Source organism: Mycobacterium persicum (genome assembly GCF_002086675.1).
Taxonomy (GTDB): domain Bacteria; phylum Actinomycetota; class Actinomycetes; order Mycobacteriales; family Mycobacteriaceae; genus Mycobacterium; species Mycobacterium persicum.
Map to the genome: position 1 here is coordinate 1 of NZ_MVIF01000202.1, position 2,853 is coordinate 2,853.

General features: G+C 62.1%; 1 protein-coding gene. It reads right to left on the reverse strand.

Going from position 1 to position 2,853, the window contains the following annotated elements; genetic code table 11:
• A partial coding sequence (locus BST40_RS27735; RefSeq protein ID WP_425270712.1) for a beta strand repeat-containing protein occupies positions 1-2,853 on the reverse strand: 2,853 nt, incomplete at both ends.

The window sequence follows — 2,853 nt, forward strand, 5'->3', positions numbered from 1 at the left end:
CCGCTGTTGCCGATGCCCCAGTTCGCGGTGCCCGAGTTGGCGATACCGATGTTTGCAGTGCCGGAGTTGAACAGGCCGACGTTTCCGGTGCCGGAGTTGAACGGGCCGAAGTTGTCGCTGCCCGAGTTGAGCGCGCCGATCCCGACTTTGCCGTCGCCGGTGAGCCCAATTCCGATGTTGCTGCTGCCGGTGTTCGCAAAGCCGATATTGAAGGTGCCGGTGTTCGCGACGCCGGTATTTCCGTCGCCCGCATTGGCCACGCCCAGATTGTGATCGCTCACGTTGGCCGGGCCCACGTTGTCGTTGCCTAGATTTCCGGAGCCGAAGTTGTGCAGGCCGTGGCTGCCGAAGCCGACATTGAAGCTGCCGATGTTTGCTCCGCCGACGTTGTGGTCGCCCACGTTTCCGCTGCCGATGTTGAGGGTGCCGATGTTGCCGTTGCCCACGTTGAGGCTGCCGTCGTTGGCGAAGCCCAGGTTGGAGATAGCGAAGTTGCCGAAGAAACCCGAGAGGTCGGCGCCGACATTGGCGACGCCGGAGACATTGGCCGGCGTCGCGAGGTCCAGCGTGCCGGTATTGAGCAAACCCGACACCGTGTCGCCGAAGTTCGCCATGCCCGATACCAGGTCGCCGACATTCTTGTAGCCCGAGATCCCCGAGCTGCCGGAGGCGTTGAAGAAGCCGGAGTTATTGGGGCCGCCGTTGGCCAATCCCGATGAGCTGCCGGCGCCGGAGTTGAAGAACCCCGACGACGGGATGGTGGTCGAGTTCCCGAAGCCCGGGGCCGCCGGAATGTCGATGACCGGGATCGCGATGGGGCCGATGCCGCCGGTACCGGCGATATCGATCGCGGTGGTCGGACCGCCGATGGTGGCATTGAGCGGCGGCAGGGAAATGACGATATCGGAGACCGTAAGGGGACCGATGCTGATGGCTTGGGTGGTTCCGGTGTCCAGCACGTTGATGTCGGCGGTGTATTTGGGAATGGTAAAACCCTCAATGGTCAGGAGGCCGAATGTCGCGCTGATCGGAATATCGATCGGGATTTCCACGTCAAGGTTCACCGGAATGGCGGTGTCGGGAATATAGATCGTGTAGTTGTAGCCGACCAGGCCTTGGTAATCGCCCCGCCACAGGACGCCGTTATCGTAACTTCCGGAATTGAAGAACCCGGTGTCGACGTTGCCCGAGTTGGCGAATCCCGTGTTGTAGCTACCAGTGTTCGAGTAACCCGTGTTGTAGGAGCCCGGGTTGAAGCCGCCGGTGTTGAAGCTGCCGGCGTCGAAGCTGCCCGAGTTGTAGTCGCCCGTGTTGCCGATACCCGAGTTGACGTTGCCGGCATTCCAGAGCCCGGTGTTGACCATTCCAGCGTTAGCCAGGCCTGTGTTGGTGCTGCCGCTGTTGCCGATGCCCCAGTTCGCGGTGCCCGAGTTTGCGATGCCGACGTTTCCGGTGCCGGAGTTGAACAGGCCCACATTGTCGGTGCCGGAGTTGAACAAGCCGGTGTTGCCGCTGCCCGAGTTGAGCGCGCCGACCCCGACTTTGCCGTTGCCGGTGAGCCCGATGCCGATGTTGTTGCTGCCGGTGTTGGCAAGGCCGATATTGCCGTCGCCGGTGTTGGCAAAACCGGTATTGGCGTTGCCCGCGTTCGCGAAGCCGCGGTTGTCGTCACCGAAGTTTGCGGGACCGATGTTGTCGTTGCCGAGGTTTGCCGAGCCGATGTTATGAAGGCCATGGCTGCCGAGGCCGACATTGAAGCTGCCGACGTTTGCGCCACCGAAGTTGTGGCTGCCGACGTTTGCGCTGCCTACGTTGTTGTCGCCGACGTTTCCGCTGCCGACGTTGTAGTCGCCGACGTTGCCGAAACCCACGTTCAACGTGCCGTTATTGCCCAGCCCCATGTTGAACGTCGTCATCCCGGCCGTGCTGTCACGGTAGAGCCCGGCGAGGTTGGTGCCGATATTGGCCAAGCCCGAGACATGAGCCGCGGTCGCGAGGTCCAGGGTGCTTGTGTTCAGGAAGCCAGACACGGTGTTGCCCAAGTTCGCCATGCCCGAGACCAGGTCGCCGACGTTCTTGTACCCCGAGGTGCCCGAGGAGGCGTTCAGCAGACCCGAGTTGTTGGCGCCGAAGTTGGCGAAGCCCGATGCGGTGCCCGTGCCGGCATTGAAGAACCCCGATGACGGGTTGGTTGTCGAGTTCCCGAATCCCGGGGCGCCGCCGATGTCGATGATCGTCAAGTCGGCGGGGCCGAGGCTGGCAAACGCGGGGATGACGATCGCCGTCGAACCGTCAGACTTACCAATCTGAATTGACGGTGAGGGGCCGGTGGCCGAAATCGGCGGAATGGTCAGCGAATTGATCGTGCCCCGCAAGACCGGGATGGGACCGAGCGTGACGGTGGTGCCGAACGGGATGTCCTCGATCGTTATCCCGTGGTAGACGGTGGTGGTGAAGCTCGCGTTGATGGGGATATCGATCGGAATGGTTGCGACGACGTTCAACGGGATTTCCGGAATATGAATCGTGTAGTGGAAGCCGATCAGGCCCTGGCTGTCGCCGCGCCACCACCAGCCGTTGTCCATGTTGCCGGTGTTGAAGGCGCCGGTGTTGATGTTGCCGGTGTTGGCTAAGCCGGTGTTGTAGCTGCCGAGGTTGAATAGGCCGGTGTTGGTGTTGCCGGGGTTGAAGCTGCCGGTGTTGGTGTTGCCGGTGTTGTAGGTGCCGGTGTTGTAGTTGCCGGTGTTGGCGATGCCGGTGTTGGCCAGGCCGGTGTTGAAGGCGCCGGTGTTGGTGTTGCCGGCGTTGGCCAGGACGGTGTTGTTGTAGCAGGAGATGGAGATGCCGACGTTG